The sequence below is a fragment of the Buttiauxella sp. BIGb0552 genome, from assembly GCF_004366275.1.
Classification (GTDB): domain Bacteria; phylum Pseudomonadota; class Gammaproteobacteria; order Enterobacterales; family Enterobacteriaceae; genus Buttiauxella; species Buttiauxella gaviniae.
This window is the reverse complement of record NZ_SODY01000003.1, coordinates 286,158-312,631: the sequence shown is the minus strand read 5'-3', so window position 1 is coordinate 312,631 and position 26,474 is coordinate 286,158. Positions and strand designations below refer to the sequence as shown.

18 protein-coding genes and 1 tRNA gene are annotated in these 26,474 nt (G+C 47.0%); 11 read left to right on the top strand and 8 right to left on the bottom strand.

Going from position 1 to position 26,474, the window contains the following annotated elements; genetic code table 11:
• Positions 1-2: 2 nt before the first annotated feature.
• On the bottom strand, positions 3-524 hold the full coding sequence (gene fldB / locus EDF88_RS10380; RefSeq protein ID WP_134184558.1) for a flavodoxin FldB: 522 nt from the start codon (positions 522-524) through the stop codon (positions 3-5).
• A gap of 100 nt (positions 525-624) precedes the next feature.
• On the opposite strand from fldB, the gene xerD reads away from it, so the two are divergent.
• The 9 genes from xerD (at position 625) to EDF88_RS10335 (ending at position 10,547) form a co-directional block, all read left to right on the top strand.
• Positions 625-1,521, top strand: coding sequence for a site-specific tyrosine recombinase XerD (gene xerD, locus EDF88_RS10375; RefSeq protein ID WP_134184556.1), 897 nt, complete (start codon positions 625-627; stop codon positions 1,519-1,521).
• A gap of 23 nt (positions 1,522-1,544) precedes the next feature.
• Positions 1,545-2,261: a bifunctional protein-disulfide isomerase/oxidoreductase DsbC gene (dsbC, locus tag EDF88_RS10370; protein ID WP_134184554.1), complete on the top strand. Its 717-nt coding sequence runs from the start codon at positions 1,545-1,547 to the stop codon at positions 2,259-2,261.
• 7 nt (positions 2,262-2,268) lie between these two features.
• Positions 2,269-4,002, top strand: a complete 1,734-nt coding sequence (gene recJ / locus EDF88_RS10365) for a single-stranded-DNA-specific exonuclease RecJ (protein WP_064513585.1) — start codon at positions 2,269-2,271, stop codon at positions 4,000-4,002.
• 118 nt (positions 4,003-4,120) lie between these two features.
• Positions 4,121-5,219, top strand: a protein-coding gene (gene prfB, locus EDF88_RS10360; protein WP_134184552.1) for a peptide chain release factor 2 whose coding sequence is annotated in 2 segments (ribosomal slippage) — positions 4,121-4,195 and positions 4,197-5,219 — 1,098 coding nt in all. Because the reading frame shifts where the segments join, the coding sequence is not laid out codon by codon here.
• A gap of 9 nt (positions 5,220-5,228) precedes the next feature.
• A complete protein-coding gene (gene lysS / locus EDF88_RS10355; protein WP_064513582.1) occupies positions 5,229-6,743 on the top strand; it encodes a lysine--tRNA ligase in 1,515 nt (504 codons plus the stop codon).
• A 52-nt stretch (positions 6,744-6,795) separates the two neighbouring features.
• Positions 6,796-7,581, top strand: coding sequence for an amidase activator ActS (actS, locus tag EDF88_RS10350; protein WP_134184550.1), 786 nt, complete (start codon positions 6,796-6,798; stop codon positions 7,579-7,581).
• Between the two features lie 222 nt (positions 7,582-7,803).
• Positions 7,804-9,051, top strand: a complete 1,248-nt coding sequence (pepT, locus tag EDF88_RS10345; RefSeq protein WP_134184548.1) for a peptidase T — start codon at positions 7,804-7,806, stop codon at positions 9,049-9,051.
• Positions 9,048-10,247, top strand: coding sequence for an MFS transporter (locus EDF88_RS10340; protein WP_134184546.1), 1,200 nt, complete (start codon positions 9,048-9,050; stop codon positions 10,245-10,247). Before pepT ends, EDF88_RS10340 begins: the two co-directional genes overlap by 4 nt.
• A gap of 226 nt (positions 10,248-10,473) precedes the next feature.
• Positions 10,474-10,547, top strand: a tRNA-Gly gene (locus EDF88_RS10335).
• 147 nt (positions 10,548-10,694) lie between these two features.
• Here EDF88_RS10335 and EDF88_RS10330 read toward each other — a convergent pair.
• From EDF88_RS10330 to EDF88_RS10315, 4 genes are all read right to left on the bottom strand, one after another.
• Positions 10,695-12,920, bottom strand: coding sequence for an EAL domain-containing protein (locus tag EDF88_RS10330; RefSeq protein ID WP_166671970.1), 2,226 nt, complete (start codon positions 12,918-12,920; stop codon positions 10,695-10,697).
• Positions 12,921-13,044: 124 nt separating this feature from the next.
• On the bottom strand, positions 13,045-14,205 hold the full coding sequence (locus EDF88_RS10325; protein ID WP_279586341.1) for a diguanylate cyclase: 1,161 nt from the start codon (positions 14,203-14,205) through the stop codon (positions 13,045-13,047).
• A gap of 362 nt (positions 14,206-14,567) precedes the next feature.
• A complete protein-coding gene (locus EDF88_RS10320) occupies positions 14,568-15,086 on the bottom strand; it encodes a hypothetical protein (protein ID WP_064513561.1) in 519 nt (172 codons plus the stop codon).
• Complete coding sequence (locus tag EDF88_RS10315; protein ID WP_064513558.1) at positions 15,083-15,865, bottom strand: winged helix-turn-helix domain-containing protein; 783 nt, start codon at positions 15,863-15,865, stop codon at positions 15,083-15,085. Before EDF88_RS10315 ends, EDF88_RS10320 begins: the two co-directional genes overlap by 4 nt.
• A gap of 978 nt (positions 15,866-16,843) precedes the next feature.
• Here EDF88_RS10315 and EDF88_RS10310 point away from each other — a divergent pair.
• Positions 16,844-17,449: a helix-turn-helix domain-containing protein gene (locus tag EDF88_RS10310; protein WP_064513556.1), complete on the top strand. Its 606-nt coding sequence runs from the start codon at positions 16,844-16,846 to the stop codon at positions 17,447-17,449.
• Positions 17,450-17,545: 96 nt separating this feature from the next.
• Here EDF88_RS10310 and EDF88_RS10305 read toward each other — a convergent pair whose 3' ends face one another.
• From EDF88_RS10305 to EDF88_RS10295, 3 genes are all read right to left on the bottom strand, one after another.
• Positions 17,546-18,919: an HlyD family type I secretion periplasmic adaptor subunit gene (locus EDF88_RS10305; RefSeq protein ID WP_134184540.1), complete on the bottom strand. Its 1,374-nt coding sequence runs from the start codon at positions 18,917-18,919 to the stop codon at positions 17,546-17,548.
• Positions 18,906-21,077 (bottom strand): type I secretion system permease/ATPase, encoded by a 2,172-nt coding sequence (locus EDF88_RS10300; RefSeq protein WP_243839613.1) that lies wholly within the window; start codon positions 21,075-21,077, stop codon positions 18,906-18,908. The genes EDF88_RS10305 and EDF88_RS10300 overlap by 14 nt, the downstream gene beginning before the upstream one ends.
• A gap of 115 nt (positions 21,078-21,192) precedes the next feature.
• Positions 21,193-22,536, bottom strand: a complete 1,344-nt coding sequence (locus EDF88_RS10295) for a TolC family outer membrane protein (protein ID WP_064513552.1) — start codon at positions 22,534-22,536, stop codon at positions 21,193-21,195.
• 404 nt (positions 22,537-22,940) lie between these two features.
• Here EDF88_RS10295 and EDF88_RS24675 point away from each other — a divergent pair.
• Positions 22,941-26,474 (top strand): retention module-containing protein (locus tag EDF88_RS24675; protein ID WP_166671969.1); only part of this gene is annotated, 3,534 nt, incomplete at its 3' end.

Here is a 26,474-nt window from a genome sequence, read left to right as displayed (position 1 = left end):
TTTCAGGCAAAATGTTCGGCCATTTCCGCAAGAATTTGCTCACACCAGGTTTCGATTCGCTCATCGCTTAAATCGTACTGATTGGTTTCATCTAGCGCCAGCCCAACGAACAGTTGCCCATCGGCAATAACCGGTTTCGGGCTAGTAAACTCGTAGCCTTCAGTTGGCCAATAGCCAATAAACTGAGCACCGCGTGGCGCAAGTTTGTCGTGCAGCATGCCCAGAGCATCAAGGAACCATTCACCGTAGCCGAGCTGATCGCCCATGCCATAAAGCGCAACGGGTTTTCCTTCAAGGTTTAGGTTATCTAGTTGATCCCATACGGATTCCCAGTCTTCCTGTAATTCGCCGAAATCCCAGGTGGGAATACCGAGAATTAACACATCGTATTGTTCCATCATGGCTGGTGAATCATCTTTCAGATTGTGCAGCGTCACCAGTTCCGGGCCAATGATGTCACGAATTTTTTCGGCAGCTATTTCGGTGTAACAAGTGCTGGAGCCATAAAAAAGGCCAATGTTCATCGCGTTAACAACTCTTTTAAAAACGTGCAGGATTGCAAGTGTATCAGATCCCATTGTGCATCATGCATAATGGACACAATTCGCCAAATGTGAGGCTGCAGTGGAACAGGATCTGGCCCGAATCGAACAATTTCTTGATGCGCTCTGGCTTGAGCGGAATCTCGCACAAAACACATTAGACTCCTACCGTCGGGATCTGAAGATGGTGGCGGAGTGGCTGGAACGTCACTCTTTGAGCCTGCTGAATGTACAAACTGGCGATTTGCAGTCGCTGTTTGCTGAGCGCCTTGAAGGTGGATATAAAGCAACAAGTTCAGCGCGTATGCTGAGCGCTATTCGTCGGTTGTTTCAGTATCTCTACCGCGAAAAATTACGCGAAGATGACCCGAGTGTGATGCTTTCATCGCCAAAACTACCGCAGCGTTTGCCGAAAGATTTAAGCGAAGCGCAGGTAGAGCGTCTCCTGCAAGCTCCTTGTGTCGACCAGCCTATCGAGCTGCGTGACAAAGCAATGCTCGAATTATTGTATGCTACTGGGCTGCGTGTATCGGAGCTCGTTGGGCTGACGATGAGTGATGTCAGCCTACGCCAGGGAGTCGTACGGGTCATCGGTAAAGGTAATAAAGAACGTCTGGTTCCAATGGGTGAAGAAGCGGTTTACTGGCTGGAAAACTACCTGGAACATGGGCGGCCATGGCTGCTCAATGGCGTGTCGATTGATACCGTTTTCCCGAGCAATCGAGCCCAACAAATGACGCGCCAGACATTCTGGCATCGTATTAAACACTATGCGGTGCAGGCTGGAATCGATAGCGAAAAGCTGTCACCGCACGTTCTGCGACACGCATTTGCCACGCATTTACTGAACCATGGTGCGGATTTGCGAGTCGTACAGATGTTGCTTGGACACAGCGATTTGTCCACCACACAAATTTATACGCATGTAGCGACAGAGCGGTTACGCCAGCTACATCAACAGCACCACCCACGAGCGTGAGTGGTAGAAGATAAGGAATCATCATGAAAAAGCGTTTGTGGCTGCTCCCATTGTTAGCGGTCTCTGTGTCCGGTTTTGTTCATGCTGACGACGCAGCAATCAAGCAGTCTCTTGCTAAGTTAGGCGTGCAAAATGCTGACATTCAATCGGCACCTGTTGCGGGCATGAAAACGGTATTAACCGATAGCGGCGTTTTGTATGTGACCGAAGACGGTAAACACGTTATTCAGGGGCCGCTGTACGATGTGAGCGGCGGGCAGCCTGTTAACGTCACCAATCAGCTGCTGGTGGGTAAACTTAAAGCGCTTGAAAAAGAGATGATCGTTTACAAAGCGCCGCAAGAGAAACACGTCATTACGGTGTTTACCGACATTACCTGCGGCTATTGCCACAAGCTGCATGAAGAGATGAAAGACTACAACGCGCTAGGTATTACCGTGCGTTACCTGGCCTTCCCACGCCAGGGTCTGCAAAGCCAGACTGAAAACGATATGAAAGGCATCTGGTGTGCAAAAGACCCTAAAAAAGCCTTTGATGCAGCAATGAAAGGCGAAGCGGTAGCTGGCGGGACTTGCGATATGAATATCGCGAACCATTACAACCTGGGCGTGCAGTTCGGCATCCAGGGGACGCCTGCGATTGTGCTGAGTAACGGCACGGTTATTCCTGGCTACCAGGGGCCGAAAGAGATGAAGCAAATGCTGGATGCACACCAGCAACTGACCAATGTAGGTGGGTAGTTAACGGGTGAAACAGCAAACACAACTTCGCCGCCGTACGGTCGATGAATCCGTGGTGTTACCCCAGCAATTGCACCCACTTCTAAAACGCCTTTACGCCAGCCGTGGTGTGCGCGGCGAGCAAGACCTGGAACGCAGTGTGAAGGGAATGCTCTCGTGGCAACAACTTAATGGCATGGATAAAGCCGTTGAGATACTGCATAACGCTTTCCGTGAAGGCTTGCGCATTATCGTGGTCGGCGATTTTGATGCTGACGGCGCAACCAGCACTGCGTTAAGCGTGCTTGGACTGCGCAGCCTTGGGTGCCAAAACGTTAGCTATCTCGTACCTAACCGTTTCGACGACGGTTATGGTTTGAGCCCGGAAGTGGTGGATCAAGCTCATGCGCGTGGCGCGCAGCTGATTTTGACCGTCGATAACGGCATCTCATCCCATAGTGGTGTTGAGCGTGCCCATGCGCTGGGCATTCCGGTGGTGGTTACCGATCACCACCTGCCAGGGGCAGAATTGCCTGCGGCAGATGCCATCATCAACCCCAACCTGGTTGATTGCGAGTTTCCGTCTAAATCCCTCGCAGGCGTTGGCGTTGCCTTTTATCTGATGCTGGCGATGCGTGCGCATCTGCGTGATTGCGGCTGGTTTGAACAACAAGGCCTGGCCATTCCGAACATTGCAGAGTTGCTGGATCTGGTGGCGTTAGGCACCGTGGCCGATGTTGTGCCACTGGATATGAATAACCGCATTTTGACCTGGCAGGGCTTGAGCCGTATTCGTGCTGGCAAGTGTCGCCCGGGGATTAAAGCGCTGATTGAAATCGCCAACCGTGAGCCGCATAAACTGGCGGCAAGCGACTTAGGTTTTGCTTTAGGCCCGCGTCTGAATGCTGCCGGTCGCCTGGATGATATGTCCGTGGGTGTAGCGTTACTGCTCAGTGAAAATATTGGCGAAGCACGCATGCTGGCTAACGAACTTGATGCGCTAAACCAGACGCGAAAAGAGATTGAGCAGGGCATGCAGGTTGAAGCTCTCACGTTGTGCCAACAACTGGAACACAGCCACGATGAGCTGCCGTATGGCCTGGCGATGTACCACCCGGAATGGCATCAGGGCGTGGTTGGTATCCTGGCTTCACGTATCAAAGAGCGTTTTAACCGCCCGGTTATCGCTTTTGCACCCGCGGGTGATGGCACGCTGAAAGGCTCAGGCCGCTCGGTGCAAGGCTTGCATATGCGCGATGCTCTTGAGCGGCTTGATACGTTGTATCCTGGCATGATGCTGAAATTTGGCGGCCACGCGATGGCTGCAGGTTTGTCGTTGGAAGAAGCTAAATTCGAAGAGTTCCGCCAGCGTTTTGGCGATCTGATCGGCGAATGGCTTGATCCCGCATTGCTTCAGGGCGTGATTTGGTCAGACGGTGCTATTTCTGCGCAAGAGATGACACTGGAAACCGCCGAGATGCTGCGTGACGCCGGGCCGTGGGGGCAGATGTTCCCTGAGCCACTGTTTGACGGCAAATTCCGCTTATTACAGCAACGGCTGGTCGGGGAACGCCATCTTAAAGTCATGGTTGAACCCATCGGCGGCGGCCCGTTGATTGACGGCATCGCCTTTAACGTGGATACAGCATGCTGGCCGGATAACGGCGTGCGTGAAGTTGAATTGGCTTTCAAGCTGGACGTAAATGAGTTTCGCGGTAATCGCAGCGTTCAGTTGTTAATCGATCATATCTGGCCTCTATAGCCCTATTACTTGGCTATTAACGGGCAACAAAACTATAAAAAGCGGCGTAATTCCGGTAAACTTTCCGGTTTACGACCGCATTTTCGTCTTCTGTCATCAACATAAGATAATACAGACCATGTTTGAAATTAACCCGGTAAAAAACCGCATCCAGGACCTTACGGAGCGCAGCGACGTTCTTAGGGGGTATCTTTGACTATGATGCCAAGAAAGAGCGCCTGGAAGAAGTAAACGCAGAGCTGGAACAACCTGATGTGTGGAACGAACCTGAACGCGCACAAGCGTTAGGTAAAGAGCGTTCTTCACTGGAAGCGATTGTCGAAACATTCGATCAAATGACTCAGGGGCTGGAAGATGTTTCCGGTTTGCTGGAGCTGGCTATTGAAGCCGACGACGAAGACACTTTCAACGAAGCCGTTGTCGAGTTAGATCAACTGGAAGGCAAACTGGCGCAGCTTGAGTTCCGCCGCATGTTCTCCGGTGAGTACGACAGCGCCGATTGCTATATCGACATTCAGGCAGGTTCTGGCGGCACCGAAGCGCAAGACTGGGCCAGCATGCTAATGCGAATGTATCTGCGTTGGGCTGAATCACGCGGCTTCAAAACCGAAATCATTGAAGAGTCTGATGGCGACGTTGCGGGTATTAAATCTGTGACTATTCGTATTCAGGGCGAATATGCCTTTGGCTGGTTGCGTACTGAAACTGGCGTGCATCGCCTGGTACGTAAGAGCCCGTTCGACTCCGGTGGCCGTCGCCATACCTCGTTCAGCTCCGCCTTTGTCTACCCGGAAGTTGATGACGATATTGATATCGAAATCAACCCGGCCGATCTGCGTATCGACGTTTACCGCGCCTCGGGTGCGGGTGGTCAGCACGTTAACCGTACAGAATCTGCGGTGCGTATTACCCACCTTCCGACCAATACCGTGACTCAGTGCCAGAACGACCGTTCGCAACATAAGAACAAAGATCAGGCGATGAAGCAGATGAAGGCGAAGTTATACGAGCTGGAAATGCAGAAGAAGAATGCTGAGAAGCAGTCGCTGGAAGACAACAAATCGGATATCGGCTGGGGCAGCCAGATTCGTTCTTACGTACTGGACGACTCCCGTATCAAAGACTTGCGTACTGGTGTAGAAACCCGTAACACGCAGGCGGTACTGGATGGCGATCTGGACAAATTTATCGAAGCAAGTTTGAAAGCAGGGTTATGAGGAATCAACATGTCTGAACAACAAGAACAGGGCACCGAAGCGGTCGATCTTAACAATGAACTGAAATCCCGCCGTGAGAAGCTGGCTGGCCTGCGTGAGCACGGCATTGCTTTCCCAAATGACTTCCGTCGCGATCATACCTCAGACCAATTGCATGCTGACTTCGATGCGAAAGAGAACGAAGAGCTGGAAGAGCTGGGCATCGAAGTGGCTGTTGCTGGCCGAATGATGACACGCCGTATCATGGGTAAAGCGTCTTTCGTTACCCTGCAAGATGTTGGCGGCCGCATTCAGCTTTACGTTGCGCGTGACGATTTGCCAGAAGGCATCTACAACGAGCAGTTCAAGAAATGGGACCTCGGTGACATCCTGGGTGCACGCGGCAAGCTGTTCAAAACTAAAACTGGTGAGCTTTCTATTCACTGTACTGAACTGCGTTTGCTGACTAAAGCTCTGCGCCCGCTGCCGGACAAATTCCACGGTCTGCAGGATCAAGAAGCACGATACCGCCAGCGTTACCTGGATCTGATCTCCAACGAAGAATCCCGCAACACCTTTAAAATCCGTTCGCAAATCATGGCTGGCGTGCGTCAGTTCATGGTGGAACGTGGGTTTATGGAAGTTGAAACGCCAATGATGCAAGTGATCCCGGGTGGTGCGTCTGCACGTCCGTTCATCACGCATCACAACGCGCTGGATATCGATATGTACCTGCGTATCGCGCCGGAACTGTATCTGAAGCGCCTGGTCGTGGGTGGCTTCGATCGCGTATTCGAGATCAACCGTAACTTCCGTAACGAAGGTATTTCTCCGCGTCACAACCCAGAGTTCACCATGATGGAACTCTACATGGCGTACGCGGATTACAAAGATCTGATTGAACTGACCGAATCTCTGTTCCGTACTCTGGCGCATGACGTGCTGGGTACTGCGCAAGTGAAGTATGGCGAAGAGATCTTTGATTTCGACCAGCCATTCGCCAAATTGACCATGCGTGAAGCCATCAAAAAATACCGCCCGGAAACTGATATTGCAGATCTGGACGATATGGGCAAAGCACTGGAAATCGCAGCAGCTATCGGCATCAAAGTCGAGAAGAGCTGGGGCCTGGGCCGTGTAGTCACCGAGATCTTCGAAGAAGTGGCTGAAAGCCATCTGATTCAGCCGACCTTCATTACTGAATACCCGGCAGAAGTTTCTCCACTGGCGCGTCGTAATGACGAAAATCCAGAAATCACCGACCGCTTCGAGTTCTTCATCGGTGGTCGTGAAATCGGTAACGGCTTCTCCGAGCTCAATGATGCAGAAGATCAGGCACAGCGCTTTGCTGACCAGGTTAATGCGAAAGACGCAGGCGACGACGAAGCGATGTTCTTCGACGAAGACTACGTGACTGCTCTGGAGCACGGCTTGCCACCAACGGCGGGTCTGGGCATTGGTATCGACCGTATGGTTATGCTGTTCACTAACAGCCACACCATCCGTGACGTTATCTTGTTCCCGGCTCTGCGCCCGGTTAAGTAAGTTGTACTCGTTCCTCCCTGCGCTGCAGGGAGGAGCATCTTCTTCTCAGTTAATGTATTCGAGGATTGGTTTGCGCAAGGAAAGCACAGTCAGAAAGTGGGCACCGAATGCCGTTATCCTGGTGCTAAGCCTGTTACTCGTCGCTTGCTCATCAAATAAAGCGGGCACCACTCAAGCCTCTTCAGGTAGCTACAGCGGTTCGGTTTATACCGTCAAACGTGGTGACACACTCTCGCGCATCTCGCGTATGACCGGCACAAGCGTCGGCCAATTGGCACGCCTCAATGGTATTCCTGCTCCTTATACGCTGGAGATAGGGCAAAAAATCCGTGTTAAAAGTAGCTCTGGCTCTTCATCTTCATCGAAGAAAACAGCCGTGGCGAAAACCTCTAAACCGCGTTCATCGTCCACAAGTAGCGTTGCGAAAGTCGCCGCTCCTCCGGTTGGTTCAAAATGCTGGCTCTGGCCAACATCCGGTAAAGTTGTTGCGCCGTTCTCCGACAGCGATGGTGGGAATAAAGGTATAGATATTGCCGGTAAGCGTGGGCAACCTATTTATGCTTCTGCCGCTGGTACAGTGGTTTACGTGGGTAACCAGCTTCGCGGTTACGGCAATTTAGTGATGATTAAACATAACGAAGAGTACATCACTGCTTATGCTCACAACGAAACGACATTGGTAAACACCAGTCAGAAAGTTAGCGCCGGGCAGAAAATTGCCACAATGGGCAGCAGCGGTTCAGATTCGGTGAATTTGCATTTCCAGATTCGTTATCGTGCAAATGCTATCGACCCTCAGCGCTACTTACCGCCTCCAGGTAGTAAGCCATCTTGTTAATTAGCAGAAGCCAGATATTTTCTGGCTTCTAATAAATACCATCCCTATTGATCTTTATCAGACACCGTCATCCTTTCCTGGCTAATAATGCTGATCACTTTAATTCATAATATGAATGGTAAATATGTTGCAGAATAATAACTAAGTTATAAAAAATATAACTCGGTTAATTAACGTTGTAATATTTATCAACCATTTCATGTTAATGGTGAGTAGCAAACAATGACAATACGTATTAATGCAGACCAAATAATAGATACCTTTATCCGGTATACAACAATCAACACCACTTCCGTTCCCGAAAATAACCAACTTCCCAGTTGCGAAAATCAGTACAAATTAGCTCAGCTTGTTGTGAGTGAATTTTCCAACGTGAATACCGTCGAGACTTCCATTAACGCTAATGCCATTACCGTTCTGAGTCTTGCGGCAAACAGCCCGGAAATGCCATCCATTGCCTTCTTCGCGCATCTTGATACTGCGCCAGATAACGCCAATGACACCCATGCCGTGCGCGTGAAAAACTACGATGGTAAAAATATCGTACTGCCTGCGACTGGGGAAGAGATAACCGTTGAGGCGTTCCCTGAACTGTTGAACTATGTCGGCCAGGACATCATTACCACAGATGGTACCAGCCTGTTGGGTGCTGACGATAAAGCGGCAATTGCGGCGGCAGTGGAAGCCATTCGTTATATGGTTGCGAACCCTGAGTTTAAACATGGCGATATCAAACTGGTGTTATTACCAGACGAAGAAATTGGTATTCGTGGAGCTAAAGCGTTAAACGTGGCGCAGCTAAATGCTGATTTCGGTATTTGCCTGGATTGCTGTGGTATCGGCGAATATGTTATTGAAAACTGGTACGCAGGTAGCGCCAAAATGACATTCAAAGGCGTGACGGCTCACCCTATGAGCGCGAAAGGCAAGTTGGTCAATGCTGTATTAATCGCCAACGAAGTGATCAACGCATTGCCAGCAAGTGAACGCCCGGAATTAACGGAAGGCCGTGAAGGGTATTTCTGGGTGAATAAAATCACCGGTAATACCGTGAATGCCATACTCGAAATTGCCCTGCGTGATTTTGAAATTGAAGGTTACCAGAGCCGAAAAGCGTTATTGCAGTCCATCACTGAGCAACTGCAAAGCCGTTATGGCCAGGAAAATATCACCCTGGAATTATCGGATACCTACGATAACGTGAAAGCCGGGCTTGATAAAAAGCCGGAAATTATTGCCAGCGTTCAGCAGGCAATGCGTAACCTGAGCATTGAGCCGAAACCGTTAATTATGCGCGGCGGTTATGACGGTAGCGTGATTACGCCTGCCGGCTTACCGACGGTTAATATCTTTACTGGTGCCCATAATTTCCATTCCACCAAAGAGCTCTTGCCCGCAGAGTCTCTGCGCCTGGCAAGTGAAATGCTGTTGGAAATCGTTGCTCTGAGTGCTCAAGAGGTGCCTGCGTGAATAAGTGGATAACTGAATTTGTTTTGTATGCCGTCTACATGGTCTTTGGCGCAGCCTGGGCCACTACCGGTGCCGTTATGCCGCAAATCATGGCCGATTTTAATATCGACGTGTCCCATGCGGCGTTAATGTCGAACGTCATTCTGTGGGCGAAAATTTTAGGTGCTTTCTGCACCTCGATTTTGACCGCGCAACTCGGCGCGAAAAAGTCCTATCTTCTGGGCTGCGTGTTGACCGGATTATCGATATTCATTCCATGGACCAATAACTTCGACCTGCTGTTAGTGATTCGCTTTATGGGTGGCCTGGGTGGGGCAATCTGCCTGGTTTCTCTGGTGCCGACCGTGGCACGTTTGTTCGATAACAAAACCGCATCTGCGCTTAACAGCCTGAACTGCACCTCCAACATCATCGGCACGATTATCGCGTTGACGCTGGCGGGTAGCCTGTCGATTTACTTTGGTGGCTGGAGAAACCTGCTGGCAGTTTATGGTGTGATAACGCTGGTTCTGGGTGCTGTGTGGCTTATTATCTTTACTGATGAAGAGGTTGCCGTTACCACTGCAAGCAACGACGGCAGCACGGATAAACTGCGCATCATGAAAGATGCGATTTTTAACCGCGTGGTGTGGGGGATGATTGCCCAGTACGTCGGCGCGATGATCATGATGATTTTCATGTTCACCTTCCTGCCGCTTTACTACGCCAAATACGCGCACCTGCCGCCAGAATCGCATGCTCACCTGAGCGGCACGGTAAACCAGGTCGGGATTATGCTCGGCGCAATCGCTGGACCATTCTGCAAAGCTCGCGGCTACCATTACAAAAACTGGTTGTTTAGCACCAGCATCGCGATGGCAATTACGACCTTTATTATGCTGTTCGCAACCAATGACATTTTGATTCTGGTCTGCTCATTCCTGACGGGTTTTGTTTTTGCGACCTGGTTTGCTTTTATCTTCTCAATTCCAAAAGAGACATTAAAAGGGGCCAATACCCAAACGGTGACCTACACGATGTCGACTTTCTGGGTTTGTACCTTTGTTATCGCCACCGCGAACAGCCAACTGATTGGCTGGTCGATTGATGCAACCGGTAGCTTCACAATGGGCTTTATCTGGGTGTTTGCGCTGATGGTTGTTTCACCTATCGTCGCACTGATGGTATTCCCGAAAAAAGCGGCAGTTCACGCTTAAGGAATAAGGGGAACCCATAGGGTTTCCCTTCATTTTTATCGTAAGTCAGAGCAGGGGAGCTGGGTAAATAATCCCCCATGTAACACTCTAGCCTTAACCCCCATACGACCCCGTAAGATTTGACAACACACAGGCTGTAAAAACAATTGCTTAATAATCCACCACATAAACTTAAAAGGCGCTTGCCAGCGAAAGCTGAACGTCTATAATGCCTACGCACTTCAAAGCGGGTGTAGTTCAATGGTAGAACGGCAGCTTCCCAAGCTGCATACGAGGGTTCGATTCCCTTCACCCGCTCCAGCTCATCTCTTCCAAATTACCTGTAATCTAACGAACCCAGTGAATATGTGCTTTACGCCACTTTTGCGTCCTGAATTTGCTTGATTATTATCCATCACGACAGCAGGAAACCCTTGCATCATGCTTTCTGCTGCCTGATTTTATGGCTTAAACAGTTGCCGGTAAGGTTTCGATAGGCGCAGGCTTACCGATGAAGTAGCCCTGAACATAGTCAATTTCCATGCGGAATAGAGCATTCTGAATCGCTTCTGTTTCGACAAACTCAGCCACTAACGTCATGTTTTTCATTCTTGCTAACTCACAAATAGATTCCACGATTTTGTAGTCCATCTCGCTGGAAATAATATTGTGGATAAAACTGCCATCGATTTTGAGTATGTCCGCCTGCATATTTTTGAGTCGCGCATAGCTCGCATAACCCGTTCCAAAATCATCGATAGCAATTTTACAACCTAAACGCTGTAGTGCATCCAGTGTCTTATCGGCTTGTAAGTTGTTGGTAAGTTCATCGGTTTCGGTCACTTCCAGAACGAGCTGCTCAGGCGCAATACCGTACTTAATCAGCATATTTTCAATGAGATGTGCCATATCTGTGCGGCAGATTGATGCTGGAGTCAGATTAATGGCGAAGCATTGGTTTGGCCGTGAATGACGGGTTTCGTCCATATATTTCATGGTGTTATTTAGCACCCATAAATCAATGCTCGATGACATGCCAAATTCATTTGCTAGCGGTAAAAAAGTATCCGGGAAAATAAGCTCATCATTGTTACCAAGCATCCGCAGCAGGACTTCATGGTAGCGATGACCATTTTTGCTTTCTATTGGCTGAGCCATCAAAACAAACCGATCTAACTCAAGCGCACGTTGAAGTTGATTCATCATGTCGACTTTAGTTTTAACCTGATTTTGTACCTGCCGACTGCTTTGCTTTCTCATATCCACGGGCAAGTTTGTCGTCAGGGAGATCTCTGCCAGTGCTCGGAGTTCACCAATTAATAGATAAAGATGACCCACAGGGTAGTTAATGATGCAGTAGCTACAGCCAATTTGTGGGTAAAGCTTTACCCCATCACGGGTGTAACGGAAATCTTTTGCTTTGTTGTGCAGCTCAGAAATCCTTTTTTCTGCATTTAAAGGGGACATCCGGACAATTAAATCGTGGCCAGAACTTATATAAATAAGCTCATCGCTTTCCAGTACCGGTTTCAAAAAATGAGCCAGTTGTTGCTTATATTGAACTTGCATCAGCAAACCATAGTGGCGGCCTAGTAATTCAAGGTCAGGGACATATAACTGACATAAAACAGAGACTGTATTTTTATTTAAATCTGTATCTAGTGCCAGCAAATTTGGTAGGTGCACTACCGGGTCGATGCTCATTAGACGCTTAGTCTTAATATTCAAGGCTCTTTGCCGTGAAATATTGATAGCCATAAGGATAATGGTTATTGAAAACGCTGCGAAGCAGGACGTTGCAACAGCCAGATGTAACTTGTAATCGACTGTATGAGGAATATAACTTTGATAGTTATTGCACAGTACGACCAATAACACCCACCAAATGAGAGAAATGGCAGCATGGCCCAGACGTAGCGTTCCCCAGATCATGACTGGTAACAGTAACGTCAGGGTATATACGGAGTTTATCAGTGTTGGCTTATGATTAATTGGTGAGATCATGAGCGCCGTAAGCAATGTCATTGCACTAAATAGACAAATGAGCTCGAGTGCTCGCAGGTCTTCTGCAACTTGATTACGGATTTTTTCAACATATTTCTTCATGTATGATGGCGTTCTGAATGAACGAATTACCAAATAACACATTGGCAAGCCAATCATATTCCCAACCAGCATTCCCTGATAATTTATCAATGTTCGCGTGGTGAATGGGGTTATGTACATCATTTTTTGATGTACACCATACATGCCTAAGTAGAGTACGGTCTGGAAATAATTAAGGAACAATGTGGCATTAATGAATACTAACCAGAAAATACGTTGCCAGGTTAGGTTATAGCGCCCGAAACTAGCTCGACCACGTTTCCCGGTGAAATAGTAATAACCAGCACAACTTATTCCTGTCGATGTAAAATAATGCAATACGGACATCAATGCTGGTTCCAGGCCACGATCAGGAGCCACACGGAAAAATACACACAGTATGATACCAGGAAGCGCCTTAAAACCATAAATCATGGTAAGGGCTGTCATAAGTGCCATGTTGAGATAAAAGAAAGGTATCTCGAAACCATCAACGTAGCCGTAGGAACTCATATACTGAGTTATAGGATACAGGATGAAGGGGAGAACAAGTGGTAAAGCCCACCATTTGTCTTTGTACTTGTTATACAACGCAGTAAATTTCATCATCAATGTCTGCTTTTTTACTAATTCCAGTGTCTGGAATGATTTACAAGCATCCATTGCTTAAAAATAAGTGTTACTAACACTCGGCTATCGTGCTCTATTAATACACTCTTGTATTAACCTGGCATCATGTGGGTAATGTCATGGCTATCTCATCGTAAAAGATGACATTGTTTTTCCCTTTGTCTTTTATGTAATACATCGCCACATCAGCTTTTTTCAATAGTGTGGCAACATCTTGCCCATGGTCAGGGTAAATTGAAATCCCAATGCTGGCAGATAAAAAATCGACTGTTGTTGCTGAGAGTTCGTAGTTATCTGAGATTCTGGAAAGCAAGGTTTTAGCAAGTTGGATCACTGCATCTTCTGTTTGTTCGCAAACGACGATGATGAATTCATCACCACCAATTCTTGCAACAAAGCCTCCCTTGCCAACAACGTTCCTGAGCATTTTAGATATCTTTACCAGCAGCTCATCACCAATGGCATGCCCCCAGACATCGTTAACACGTTTAAAACCATCGAGGTCAATAAACATAATGAACAGTGGCTGTATCTGTTTCTCAAACAGTGTATTTAAATGACTTTGTAAATAAACGCGGTTAGGTAATTGAGTTAACGAGTCATGTTGCGTCATTTGTTTTAATTGCAAATTCTTCGAGATTAACTCTCTTTTTAGAAGCTCATTGCTTAAATGCTCTTTGAAATTAATAAACCAGATGAAGATTGCTAACATAAATACTAGGGCGATGAGTATTATCATCGTCATCGCAATCGTATTTTCGATGTTGTCATCATGATTTATAGCAAGAGATGATGCGGCTACTGGAGCCATATTCATTTTGCTGGTACCTAAAAAGTGCATGATTGCTACACCGGTACAAAGAGTAATTGTGGCACCCAATCGGCAGAAGTTGGCATAGCTGTCGTTTTTACTCGTCATAACCAACATCAGATGGGTTAAATGCAACATGCCTAATGAAGTAATAAAAATAACGATTAGCGAAAGAGTGATATGAGCATTGCTGACAGACCAATCTCCCGCATTGATGATTGCAGCCATTCCCAGGTAGTGCATGGATGCCGCGGTTGCAGAAAATATCAATGCAGGCAGCAGATAATGATTTTTGCGTAATTGTTTGAATAAAAAGCAGCCAAACCCGAGCGAGCAGCCAATTATAGCAACAAGTAAGGAGGCCAGCGTTATCTTAATGTTATAATTTATAATGTGACTATGATGATGTGCTTGCATCACCATGTAGTGTAAAACCCATATCCCACAGCCCATAGTTGGGCCGCTAAATAAAGGCCAGCAGTTATGTTTTTTTCGAGCGCCAGCCTTACATAGCCAAAAAGAGACATAAAAAGCCAGGCACGCAATAATTACTGCGAGTAGGACTAATGAAATATCATAATTAAATAACATATTTAACTTAAAGTTCACTCTTAAAGGCGTGCATGTTTATTATAATCTTAATGTGCAGTGGGATAATAACGATGTACTTAATATCTTCAAGATTTTTTTATTCTTTTTCATAAATTAAAGACAACCAAAGAGTTGATTGTCTTTTTAGGTGCTGAAAATTTTGTAGTTATGGCCAGACCTTGTTAAATCCATCCATGCACAGTGGCGATGTTTACAGCTAAACGTCACGCATCATCAGGTAGCATGTACTTCTGGCAGTACAAGTAAGGTACACCTTCACGAGTGATGAGGTCAGCGTCCTTGTTCAGCGTAAAAATATCGATATCGGTCACTCCTGAGCTTTTCAAATAAAAGTCAGGAAGAAATTGCTGAACAATGCCTGCTGGGGTTGTTTCACGGTTTGAAATGACAATCTGACGAGAGACCCAAACAGGGCTACGCCCATAGTCTGCGAGTGTAAACAGGACGGTTCGCTGGACGGTATACTCTTCTTGCGGGGTAACGTTAATGATGCCGTTAATGTGCGCAATGCCTTTGCCATCCGCGGATTTGAAATCGACAATTCCACGAAATGATGCGTTGTCTCTGACTATCTGCAAAGTCGCCCTGCAGGCGAGGCTATGCGGGTTTTCGTAAGACGGGTGGTGAAGATATAGCACCACGCCAGAAAGTATCGCGAGACAGACTAAAAAAACGATGCGCGTTTGTGTTCGAAGAGAGGCAATCGCGGTGAGTATCTTCATTTACTATCATACCGAGGGTAATAGACTGACTGACAGGAATTATCATGTGACAAATCCATACCGGTAGTGCACAGAATGATTGAGATATTTTTCGTCTCAGGATATGCCGTTATATAGAGAAATTTATTATCACTACACATCTCAGGATGTTCCTTGATAAACCCCTCATGGCGGAGATAGTTGCTGGCATCATCATTAAAAAAATAGTGGCATTGGCCATCATATTTTTTTGAAGCAACATAACCCGAGAAATAATTTTCGCTGGTTACTTTTGGGTAGAGAAGCACACCAGCTATTAGCACGGTAAACATAATAATGAGCGTTTCTACCAGATTTAGTTTCGGCAGTTTTTTATTTTCGACTCTATTGGTTTCCGTTACAGAGGGCGTCTCTGTAAGTTCGATATCAACCTCAGATACAGCATAATCCCACTTTTTTTCAATGGTTATTTCTTGTTGAATAAGTAGACCTTTGCGCGGAACCGTGGTGATTATTTGCTTCTCTACATTCATTTGTAAAAATGACTTTCGTAGAGAGAGAATACTTTGATAAAAGGCGTTAAAGCTAACTTGCCTGTGGCTTTCACCCCATGCGAAAGCGAGTAACTCATTCTGAGTCACAATTTCAGCGTGATTTCTGAGCAGCAGCAGCAGGCATAAGGAGGCTGTCGGCTTGAGCTTTATCTGTTCATGGCTGTCTGTATGCACCAGACACTGTTTCTCAGGTAGGAATATTATTTTATTTTCAATGAGATAACATAGATTATCTGCTTCGGACATATTGCCAGTACTCTCGTTGACTCAGGCTGGTTTTCCACCTGCCATTATAAGCACAATGTGGCATGGAATAATCCAGCCTTTTAGCGACTTTACCCTGTAGGTACTTCTTGGATCATTAGTACACTTATGATTAACAAGATATTAACTGTTTTTATACATTAAAAGTTATTTAAAATCAATATCTTATGGTTTTTTATTGTTTCTTTTTTAACTGAAAAGAAAAAGTTATCAACGCAAAGATTAAAAAAATTACGTATCTGCCTTCAGATAAATATACTCACTGACAGAGCAGCACGAGGGGGCAGGCGTGGTATCTCAGGGTTAGATTCTCAATAATGTAAATTTGAAAATGAAATTTAATAACTGAGTATTTTAGTCGCCTTTACTCATCGTTGACGATGTCTCACCATAACAATGGGGCTATGGCCATTGAATAAACTATTTCAAATAATAGTATGTATTTATGGGGTTTCGACCCTGGTGTTTATGTTATTCAGAGTGGTATGGCTTTTAAAGCAGGTAAGAAAATATCAGCAGAATGATACTGCCTGGTTTAAAGATAAAATTGATACCGTAATTGTGATATCAATTGTTTGGCCATTGTATTTATTATATATTATTTTTCAAGCTATTTTTAATCCCTGCTGTATATGGAATGACAGTTGTGACTGTTTAAAAAATGACATGCGGTGATGTTATTTTCCCGAGTGATTATTTCATTGTTAGATAATTAAATTATCATAAAGTATGTGGTTGTTCATGAGCGTAGAATATTGTCTGGCAGGGAATTCATAAGGCTATTCTTTTCAAATCGCCATCCTACAATCCTCAGTATCTGGCTTATCAATCGCAGGTTTACCGTAATGTTCTATATTGATATACGTGCCGAGTAGCGGGTTATCAATTTACATTAGGGTGATCTCCTTTGCTTTTCGCCAGGAGATAATCTCAATCCCATAACTAGAGTAAGAGAAGCTGATGTCCATTCTTAATTTTGATGAATCTGTAATGCTCATTGGAGATGAGATTAAAAAATCTGAAAACGCTTATTTCTCTCTGAGAAAAAAACGTCAGCGCATTGAAATGAAAAGAGATGGAAACATCTTTTATCTTGAGAAAGGCTCCGTCTCTGTTTACCGAGTTGAAAATGACCTTGTTACGGTGAGCTTTACCGCACCCGCTATCCTTGGCCTGGCACAGATGCGTAATGATGTGATGTCTCATTACCTGCGGTGTGACACGGACTGTGAGATGTGGGTGATGAATTCGACTAATGCTAATGAGATGCTCAGTAAGAAAAACCTATGGATACATGCATTTGATATTTTGACTAATCATCTGCAGCGTTATTTCCAGCGTGAAAATCTACGTTCACATAAAACGATTCGCGAAATTGTGACGGAACATGTGAAGCACATTTGGTCCCTTGAACCTGAAATTCGTGAAAAAACATCAGTTTACACATTCATACTCAGTAGGAACCACATTTCACGTAGCGCTATCCATAAAGTGCTTCAGGAGTTGGTTAACGAGGGTAAATTGACATTGAATCGTGGGAAGTTGTCTTCGTTTAATGGCCAGTAAGACAAACTTGAGTGTGATGTTTTTAACGCCAAACAGCTACTGAATCTCACCATAAAAAAAGCCGCAACATCATCTGTTGCGGCTTTTTTATCGTTTCTATCTTTCGCGTAACGCTTCTGCTTTGGCGCGAATAATCGGCTTCAGCAGATAACTCAGAATAGATTTCTTACCAGTTATGATATCGACTGAGGCGACCATACCCGGAATGATGACCATTGGATGCTCTTTGGTCCCCAGGTAGTTCTTATCTGTGCGCAGGCGTGCAATGTAGTAACTGTGGCCTTCTTTATCGGTTACGGTATCCGGGCTTAGCTGTACCAACTCGCCATTCAGACCACCGTAGGTGGTGTAGTCGTAAGCGGTAAACTTCACCACCGCATGTTGCCCTGGGTGCAGGAAGGCAATGTCACGCGGCTGAATTTTCACTTCGATAAGCAATTTGTCATCAAGTGGCACGATTTCTACTAAGTCACTGCCGGGCTGAATAACTCCACCAATGGTGTTAACCATAATCTGCTGGACGACACCGCGAACAGGCGAAACTACCATGGTTCGATTGACGCGGTCTTCAAGAGCCTTGCCAGTGGCTTCTGCTTTGCTCAGATTCGTGCGTGCTTCGTTAAGCTGTGAAAGCGCATCGCTCTGGAAGCGGTTACGACTTTCGCCAATCTTATTTTCAATCTCTTTCGTTTCTGATGCGGATTTAGGAATAGAAAGAGTGATGGAGTCCAGCAGCCCTTTAGTTTCCACTTCAGTGCGGCGTAAGCGCAGGATTTCAACTTTAGAAATTGCACCTGATGCCAACAGTGGCTCAGACATTTTGATCTCTTGCTGCAGTAAACCCAGGCTGTTCTTGTACTGTGCCTGTTTGGACTGGAAGTCACGCAACTCCTGTTTTTTCTGCACTAACTGTTCCTGAAGACCTTCGATTTCATTCTGGAACTGGCGACGGCGACTATTAAATAAATCGACTTCCCCGCGTGCTACTTCTGGAGCCTTCTTAGCAATCTCATCAGAAATAACAAACTCTTTGTCTTCGGCTTCCGCTGTCAGACGGTCGATTTTAGCCTGCAAGCCGAGTTTGTCTGCTTCAGTCTCACCAACATTTGATGCAAAACGAGTGTCATCCAAATGAATCAACGGCGCGCCAGCTTCAACGATTTGCCCTTCATGCACATACAGCTCGGTGACAATACCGCCTTCCAGGTTCTGTATTTTTTGCAAGCGTGATGACGGGATGGCTTTACCTTCGCCACGTGTAACTTCATCAAGTTTGGCAAATCCTGCCCAAACGAACGCCAGTAAGACTAATACCAGGATAGTCCAAAGAGTCAGACGAATAACGCGCGGGGAGTCATCAATCAGAGCATGACTCACCTCGTTAATGTTATCGGCCTGGTTCTCATCGCGACCTTTAAAGTAGTGGCGAATTTGCGGGCGTAAACGTGCAAATAACTCAGCGAGACGCATTGATTTGACCCTTCTTCAGCGCATCCATAACAATGGCTTTCGGGCCATCAGCAATAATGCGTCCTTTATCAACAATAATCAGTCGATCAACCAGTGTCAGCATCGACGCTTTGTGCGTCACGAGTAACAGTGTTTTATCAGCGACAAATGGCACCAGCGCTTGTTTAATCTTGTCTTCACTGGTGTTGTCCATCGCACTGGTTGGTTCATCAAGCAACAGGACTGGTGGCTCCAGCAGGAGTGCACGGGCCAGCGCAACAGCCTGGCGCTGCCCGCCGGACAACTGCATACCACGCTCACCCACTTGCAAGTTGTAACCGTCAGGGTGAACACGAGCAAATTCGTTAACGCCAGCAAGTTCCGCGGCGCGCAGCATCGTTTCATCGTCGACATAACGGGCACCACAAATCAGATTATCGCGCAGTGAACCATTAAACAGCTGAATGTCCTGAGGAACATAACCAATGCTGTGGCGCAAATCGTTGACGTCCAACTGACGAGCATCTACATCGTCGATCAAAATATTACCGCCGGTTGGCTGGTAAAGATTGATTATCAACTTGCTAATCGAGCTCTTGCCCGAGCCACTACGACCGATAATACCTACGCGTTCGCCGGGCTTAATGGTCAGATTAATCTTTTGCAGTGAAGGGTTTTTCTGCTCGGGATAACTGAAATCGACATCTTTGAATTCAATGCTGCCACGGAAGGTTTCACGCTTCAGAGGATGCTCATGATCGCGTCTCTCCTGCGGCATCGACATCATTTGTTCGGTGTTTTTGATAGTCAAACGCGCCTGGTGATAACGGGCAATCAACCCGGTCAGTTGGCCCATCGGCATCAGCGCACGGCCATTAAGCATGTAGCAGGCAATCAGGCCACCCATGCTCAGCTTGCCACCAATAATCATATAAACGCCGACGATAATCATGATGACGCCAGACATTTGCTGGAACCATCCGGTCAAGTTGCTGGCTAAGCTGGATAATGTTTTAACGCGTAATTCCAGGCGGCTTAAACTGCCCAGAGTTTGCTCCCATTGATACTGGCGTTCGCTTTGCGCGTTGTTGACTTTGATAGCGTCCAGGCCACTGAGTGTTTCAATCAGCAATGCCTGACGCTCACTTGCCAAACTCATTGTTTTGGCAACGGCAGCATTTACCGGTTTCTGCAACGCCCAGCTAATCACCAGTGCGATAGGGAAGGTGAGTAACGGAATCCACGCCAGCGTCCCGCCGATAATGCCAATCACCAGCAGCAGCACCAGCGTAAACGGCAAATCGATAAGCGTGGTCAACGTGAGTGAGGAAAGGAAATCACGCAGCGACTGAAATTCATGAATGTTTTGTGCAAAGCTACCTACGCGAGCAGGGCGCGCTTTCATCTCCATGCCGGTAATACGCTCAAAGAGCGTGGCTGAGATAATCAGGTCACTCTTTTTACCGGCAATGTCGAGGCAGACACCGCGCAGCATTTTTAAGATCAAATCGAAAACAAACGCCATGCAAATACCGACGGCCAAAACCCACAACGTCACCGTGGCATGATTGGGTACAACCCTGTCATACACGTTCATGGTGAACAGCGGAGTTCCTAGCGCAATCAGGTTAATCAGCAAACTTGCTAATATCGCATCCATGTAGAGATAACGAGACAGCATCAGCGTGTCTTTGAACCAGGATTTTGTACGCGGCAGGAAAGATTCAGACTGTAAGTCAAACTCATGGCGAGGGTGCGCGAAAATCACCTGGCCTGCGTAGTTTTTCTCAAGCTCTGCTGCATCAATATTGATTTCACCGCCTTCGCTCTCGCTTGGCATAATTCGAGCAGTACCATCGGCGTTCCAACCAAGTAGTACGGCGGCACCACCATCACGTAGCAAAAGAATCGCAGGCAGAGACATAGCGGCGATTTTATTGAGCGAACGTTTGATGACACGTGCTTTTAAACCTGCACGAGCGGCAGCACGAGGCAAAATAGCCAGCGTCAGGCGATCGTTCTCCAGCGGCAGCCCACTACTTAATGTCGAGCGGCTGGCTGATTTACCATGCACAGAACAAAGAACCAGCAGGCAGTCGAGCAATGGATCGTCATTGCGACTGCGCGGGTCATGATAATGCGACTCCTCAATAGGAGGAGCCTCTGACATTGTATTCATGTGTTCAACTTGTGAATTCATTGATGAGAATGTTCCTGACGCAATTATTCAGCAAAAATAAAAAATAGCTAACACTGAAATAGTTTATTGGGAAACTATTTCAGTTAAGCAAATGCTAATTAAGTTCAGGTAATGAGTTATTTTCTGGAGAGTCTATTGGTTGACCTGCAGGCACTGGATTAATTTTAAGTGCTTTTAATAATTCACCCGTACGCGCGCAAATACGATAACCCGTCGTAATTTCCAGATAACGTAATTCAACAAGGCGGCGTTTAGATGAGAATACTTCATTTTCACTATCCAATAAATCCAGCAGAGTTCGTTCACCCAGGCTGAACTGATCCTGATAAGCGGTACGAACTTTCACACTGCGGTCGGCATAATCTGTGGCCGCGGGAATTTGGTCTCTGGCGCTTTTTAATGCTGACCATGCAAGGCCAATTTCCTGATTCATCTGGCGCAAGGTGTTATTACGCACGTCCTGGGATTGTTTTTCCAGATACGCGCGGGACTGCATTGCTGCTTTATCGCTGCCACCCTGGTACAGGTTATAATGCAGTTTCACCATCGCCTGCCACTCTTCAGAATGGGCGCGAGTCGTGTCGGTGTCATTACTGATGCTGCGAGATACCGCTACATCAACACGTGGATAAAACGTTGATTTTGAAGCTTCATATTGCTGGCGAGCAGCCTGAATATCAGCATTGGCAGATTTCAGCAGCGGGCTGTTGTCTTCCATTATGCGTTTGGCATCTTCAAGCGATTTTGGAAGGAAGGCATCAATACTTTCAGGCAGACTCAGGTTTTCAGGCGCTTCACCGGTCACACTCATGAATGTAGTATTGGCATCTTCGAGGTTGGTTTGCTCAGTCAACAAGTTGTTGCGAGCCTGCGCCAGACGCGCTTCTGCCTGCATTAAATCGCCTGAACGGCCAACACCCTGATCGGTACGTAAACGAATCTGGTCGTAGATACGTTCATGGTTCGCGAGGTCATCTTCTGCCAGATGCACATATTCCTGGCGTTGCAATACATCAAGGTAGGCCTGAACCACCTGGAATGCGGTATTTTCGCTGATGTTGAGCACGTTAAAAGCGCGGGAATCAACGGTTGCCTTTTGACGGCCAACTTCACTAGACGTGGCAAAACCGTCGAATACATTCTGGTTGAGGCTAAGCGTGGCATCGTTTGGAGACAAATTCATGCCATTATTACTGCCACCCGCTCGCGTGGTAGCATCATTGATGTTTTTCTTGCCTGCTTCGGCATCTACATTCAAAGAAGGAAGATATCCCCCACGAGCTGCGCGCAAATCCTGCTCTGCAGAATAACGACTATTTACTGAAGCATTGACTTCCGGATGGCTGGATAAAGCTTGATTTACGGTATTTTGTAAAGTTGCTGCATTAACTGATGGTATTGATAAACAACCAAGTATAAAAAGGGAAACCTTCTGCATTTTATGAAGCCTTTATATTGCGCGCGTTAACGATATCCCTATATCACGCCTTATATCCATTTCATTTTTAACACGAAACATCATATTAATTAACAAGTGCAGAGGTCTTTATCTGATTACATTAAACGCAAGTTTCATTCGCAATGAAATTTAATGTTCTGTAATGTGATGTTTCACTTTTCGTCATTTTTGATTATATTTAACGCTCAGTCAAGTCTCCGCTAATAGAGTTCTAATAACTGTGTTTTTTTCTACATTTATAAATACTCCCCAGCAAGGATATGTCCATTAATGGGCATTTTTTTATTTTTGGTTATGTATTACAAATGAAATAACAATGTTATTAATTATTTAATTTATTGCGACTTTTATAAAAATAACGATGATTTTCAAGAGAGGGTTCTGTGAGTAATTTACTCGGTGTTATTAAAGCGGTCATTGGTCAGGTTTATGTAGTAGAAGCAGATGGCTCGCAGCGTCTCTTGAAAGAAGGTGACAGAATCTACAGTGGTGAAGAGATTGTCACGGGAGCCAGCGGTGCGGTGAGCGTATCACTGCCTGACGGCAAAACCATGGATCTCGGACGTAATAGCCACTGGAGTGAGCATGGCTTAAATGCAGTAAGCACTGCAGAGCATGACACTCAGGATGTCGCATCGTTACAGAAATCTATTGCTGACGGCGCTGACCCGACACAAGCATTAGAAGCAACCGCTGCGGGCAATGAAGCACCGGTGCAAATTGAAGGCGGCGGCGGTGGCCACACTCTGGTGCAGTTAGATTTAACCGGGCAGATAATTGATCCAACCGCCGGTTTTAAAACAGTAGGACTGGGTTCGCCGACATGGGAACTTAACTTACCTGAGAACGGCTTAGCCGATGCTGGAGCACCTCCAGTTTTACCACCGTTAGTTAACATTGATGATTTTGCTGGTAACGATGGTTTTATTAACAAAAATGAAATCAATCACACAAATATCAGCGGTACCAGTAATCAAAATCACATCACACTGACCTTCACAGATAGCCAAAAAAACACAATCACCATCGACGTACCTGTCAATAATGGCCATTGGACATTACAACCAGATTTAAGTGGACTGGTGGAAGGTGAGATAAACGTTACCGCCACAGCTACAGATGTATCTGGCCGCAGCGCATATAGCACGACTGATGCCGTGATCGATGTTACTGATTTGCACGACGACATCACCATCGACAACGTCACACCCGATAACGTTATTAACATCAATGAATCTCACGAAGCGCAGACCTCCGTTCACGGAACAGTTAGCGGCGATGCAAAAATCGGTGATGCCATCACATTAACCGTCGATGGCAAGGAATATCACGATGTCGTTATCGATCTCGGTAATGGCAATCTGGGCTATCGGATTAATGTCTCGACTCAGGGGCTGTTGGCCAATCCGAATATTCATGCCACGGTGACGTCAACCGATGAGGCTGGGAACACGACTCAGGCATCCAGCGATCATACTGTAGCTATCGATCTCGACGTTCACAACACCGTCACCATCGGTACGGTAGCGGGCGATGACGTGGTGAATGCCAGTGAATCGCGTATGCCAACGATGATTGGTGGCGTAGCGGGTGGCGATGCTCAGGCTGGTGACCCGGTAACCGTCACGGTTCAGGGCCAGAATTTCCATGGTGTGGTGGTTAACGACAACGGTCAGTTGCGCTATGAAGTCGCGGTGCCAACCAACCTTCTGAACGAAGGGGCGAATGATGTTCAGGTGCAAATCGTCAGCCATGATAACGCGGGCAACGAAGCGATAGCCGTAGAGCATCACAACGTCACTCTCGATACCCATGCACAAAATGCGCTGACGATTGAGACGGTTGCTGGTGATGACACAGTGAACCGTAGCGAATCCCGTATGCCAACGTTTATCAGCGGTGAAGTTACCGGTGATGCGCAGGTTAGCGATCATGTGGTTGTCAGTGTTAACGGTCAGAATTTTAATGGCGAAGTGGTTGCTGATGAAAACGGCAAACTGCGTTATACCGTGCCAGTGCCAACTTCAGCACTTAATGAAGGCAGCAACGATGTGCAGGTGATGGTCACGGGTGTCGACAATGTTGGCAACACGGCTATTGCTGTTGAACACAAGACAGTAGTACTGGATACACAGTCACATAACGCCCTGACCATCGAAACGGTGGCGGGTGACAACACCGTTAACGCCAGCGAATCCCGTATGCCAACGCTCATCAGCGGAGAGGTATCCGGCGATGCACATGCAGGCGACCATGTGGTGGTCAGCGTTAACGGCCAGAACTTCTACGGCACCGTGACCGATGAAAATGGCCAGCTGCGCTATACCGTGCCGGTCCCGACTCATGCGCTGAACGAAGGCAGCAACGATGTGCAGGTGATGATCACCGGTACTGACAATGCTGGTAACGCCACCACGGCAATTGAGCAAAAAACGGTTGTGCTGGACACGCAGGCGCATAACGCTGTGACTATCAGTCCAGTCGAAAGTGATAACGTTGTTAACCATATCGAATCACAACGCGACACCTTCATCACTGGCCATGTCCGCGGTGAAGATGCACAGCCTGGTGACCGTGTTGTAGTTCATGTGCAGGGGAAAGACTTCGTTGGTAAGGTGACTGCCGATTCTGAAGGCCATCTGCACTACAAAGTGCCTGTACCAGTCGGTACACTTACCGAAGGTCATAATAAAGTCAGCGTGACGGTGATCAGCCATGATACGGCGGGCAATGAAGCGATTGCTGTCGAGCATAAAAACGTCACGCTCGACACTCACGCAGATGCCACGATCACGATAGATCCGGTCACCAAAGATAATATTCTCAACCACGACGAACTTGATGCGCCAAAACAGTTTGTTCACGGCAAAGTTGGCGGCGATGCACGCGAAGGTGATGTGGTTGACCTTGAGATTCACGGTAAACACTACACTGGAAACATTATCTATATTGGCCCTAACCAACTGGGTTATCAGATAGCAGTAGACCCCTCTGCCTTTAGCAATAACAAAGGTGAGGTGGACACCTTTGTTAAAGTTATTGCCAGCGTCAAAGCGCATGATGCGGCAGGCAATGAAGTTGTTGAGACGACTGAGCACAAAGTTCAGATCGACAACCACGCTAATACCACCATCACCATCGATGATGTCACCAAAGATAACGCGCTTAACCACGACGAGCTGAACGCTGCGAAACAGTTTGTTCACGGCAACGTCGGCGGCGACGCACGCGTGGGGGATGTGGTTGATCTTGAGATTCGTGGCAAGCATTTCACCGGCAGCGTGGTTGACTTCGGCAACGGCCAGTTAGGCTACAACATCGAAGTGGAGCCTTCTGCATTTAGCCGTAACAAAGGTGAAATCGACGGCGACGTTAACGTTCACGCCACGATTAAATCTCACGATGGCGCGGGTAACGTCGTGGTGCAGACCGCTGACCACACGGTACACATCGATAACCACGCTAACACGACGATCACCATTGAAAATGTCACCAAAGATAATGTTCTGAACCACGATGAACTGGCGGCCAAAACCCAGTTTATTCACGGTGTGGTGGATGGTGATGCGCGTGAAGGCGATGTGGTTGTGCTTGAGATTAACGGCAACCATATCCGGGGTGAAGTGGTCGATATTGGTAATAACCAGCTGGGCTATAACATCCCGGTCGATCCGCGTGTATTCAGCAACAACAAAGGTGAAGTAGACGGCACGGTCAATGTGCACGCCACTATTACTTCTCATGATGATGCGGGCAACGAAGTGATCGCGACCCAGGATAACCTGGTGGCTATCGACAACCACGCTAATACCACCATCACCATCGATGATGTCACCAAAGATAACGCGCTTAACCACGACGAGCTGAACGCTGCGAAACAGTTTGTTCACGGCAACGTCGGCGGCGACGCACGCGTG

Excerpts from the sequence above, each read along its gene's own strand:
- pepT (WP_134184548.1), top strand. The coding sequence starts at position 7,804 with ATGACAATACGTATTAATGCAGACCAAATAATAGATACCTTTATCCGG.
- EDF88_RS10300 (WP_243839613.1), bottom strand. The coding sequence starts at position 21,077 with ATGAATACAATGTCAGAGGCTCCTCCTATTGAGGAGTCGCATTATCAT.
- fldB (WP_134184558.1), bottom strand. The coding sequence starts at position 524 with ATGAACATTGGCCTTTTTTATGGCTCCAGCACTTGTTACACCGAAATA.
- EDF88_RS10330 (WP_166671970.1), bottom strand. The coding sequence starts at position 12,920 with ATGATGAAATTTACTGCGTTGTATAACAAGTACAAAGACAAATGGTGG.
- EDF88_RS10295 (WP_064513552.1), bottom strand. The coding sequence starts at position 22,536 with ATGCAGAAGGTTTCCCTTTTTATACTTGGTTGTTTATCAATACCATCA.
- lysS (WP_064513582.1), top strand. The coding sequence starts at position 5,229 with ATGTCTGAACAACAAGAACAGGGCACCGAAGCGGTCGATCTTAACAAT.
- EDF88_RS10315 (WP_064513558.1), bottom strand. The coding sequence starts at position 15,865 with ATGTCCGAAGCAGATAATCTATGTTATCTCATTGAAAATAAAATAATA.
- EDF88_RS10305 (WP_134184540.1), bottom strand. The coding sequence starts at position 18,919 with ATGCGTCTCGCTGAGTTATTTGCACGTTTACGCCCGCAAATTCGCCAC.
- dsbC (WP_134184554.1), top strand. The coding sequence starts at position 1,545 with ATGAAAAAGCGTTTGTGGCTGCTCCCATTGTTAGCGGTCTCTGTGTCC.
- EDF88_RS10320 (WP_064513561.1), bottom strand. The coding sequence starts at position 15,086 with ATGAAGATACTCACCGCGATTGCCTCTCTTCGAACACAAACGCGCATC.
- actS (WP_134184550.1), top strand. The coding sequence starts at position 6,796 with ATGTATTCGAGGATTGGTTTGCGCAAGGAAAGCACAGTCAGAAAGTGG.
- EDF88_RS10325 (WP_279586341.1), bottom strand. The coding sequence starts at position 14,205 with ATGGGCTGTGGGATATGGGTTTTACACTACATGGTGATGCAAGCACAT.
- EDF88_RS10310 (WP_064513556.1), top strand. The coding sequence starts at position 16,844 with ATGTCCATTCTTAATTTTGATGAATCTGTAATGCTCATTGGAGATGAG.